Origin of the sequence: Tahibacter harae, from assembly GCF_024437735.1 — a bacterium.
Classification (GTDB): Bacteria; Pseudomonadota; Gammaproteobacteria; order Xanthomonadales; family Rhodanobacteraceae; genus Tahibacter; species Tahibacter harae.
In genome coordinates this window covers 1-1,167 of the sequence record NZ_JANFQO010000076.1, presented here as the reverse complement: position 1 = coordinate 1,167, position 1,167 = coordinate 1, and the positions used below count along the sequence as shown (strand labels likewise).

The following is a 1,167-nucleotide window of genomic DNA, read 5'->3' as shown; positions in this document are numbered from 1 at the left end:
GGGGAGAGCAACTGTCTTGCCCCTCACGCCGAAACAAGCGTTTAGACGGCCGCCAGCGCAGATAGCTCGTCGCGCACACGCGCATTGAGAATGATCAATAGCTTTCGCATGCAGGCCACCAGCCGAACCTTGGCGGGCTTGCCCGCGGCACGCAGTCGTTCGTAAAACGCCTTGATTGACGGTTCCCAGCGCACGGCAACCACGGTTGCCATGTACAGCACGCACCGTACGCTGCGGCGGCCTCCGCTCGTTCGTCGGTAGCCGCGGCGGTTGCCGCTGTCGTCGTTGAGGGGGGCAACGCCCACGAGCTTGGCAATCGCTTTGCCGTCCAGTTGGCCCAGCTCCGGCAGCTCGGCCAGCAGGGTGGCTTTCACTACGGGCCCTGTGCCCTTGACGCTGCTCAACGCCTTGGGCGTGTGCGCCTGGATTTGCGTACGAATCTCGCGCTCCAGCCCCTGCTTCTGCTTGGCCAGCGTGCTCAGCAACATCTCCATCTGCTTGCGCAGCGCGGGGATGTTCATGCACGCCAGTCGCTGCTTCTCCTGCTGCATCAGCTCCACCACCTGGCGTCGCCGCTGGACCCATTCGCGCAATTGCACCCGCCAGGGCTCTGGCGGCTCATAGCTGCGCAGCGTTTCGCCCAGTACCCCCACCATTCGCGCCAGCACCCGCGCGTCCACCGCGTCGGTCTTGGCCAAGCGATTCATCGCCTTGGCAAAATCCCTCGCCTGACGCGGATTTACCCGGCACACCCACACCTGCCTGGTCCACAGCCGCTCCAGCACTGCTTGCTCGTAGCCGCCCGTGGCCTCCACCAGCACCCGCACGGACCGGCGCTTCAACCATTTCAACAACGCCGCTATCCCAGGGGCATCATTCGGGAAGCGCTGGACCGCTTCCTGTCCGTCTATCGCGACATCCAACCAGGCTTTGCTGACATCGATTCCGACTCCCAACATGACCGTTCTCCCGCTACTCTCTGGGTGTCGAGAGCCTCACGATCGGCCCTGCCTTATCGGTGCGAACGATATTCGGGCAACTGTTCGGGCGCTTCGTGAGTTCCGGCATGCGGCTCCAGGCTCTCCCTCGGTTGCTCACCAGGGGCTTTACGGGCGCGCATGCCGGCTCTCGACGCCTAGAGTACGGGGGCGGCGAGACATAAGGGCT

Annotated in this window: 1 protein-coding gene; it reads right to left on the bottom strand. The window is 64.2% G+C overall.

What is annotated here, in order from left to right; all coding sequences use genetic code 11:
- Nucleotides 1-41 precede the first annotated feature (41 nt).
- The gene (locus tag NM961_RS23880; protein ID WP_255916932.1) at nucleotides 42-959 is read right to left on the bottom strand and encodes an IS110 family RNA-guided transposase; all 918 of its coding nucleotides are present in this window, start codon (nucleotides 957-959) and stop codon (nucleotides 42-44) included.
- Between the last annotated feature and the right edge of the window lie 208 nt (nucleotides 960-1,167).

Coding starts and splice junctions, on each gene's coding strand:
- NM961_RS23880 (WP_255916932.1), bottom strand. CDS start 959: ATGTTGGGAGTCGGAATCGATGTCAGCAAAGCCTGGTTGGATGTCGCG.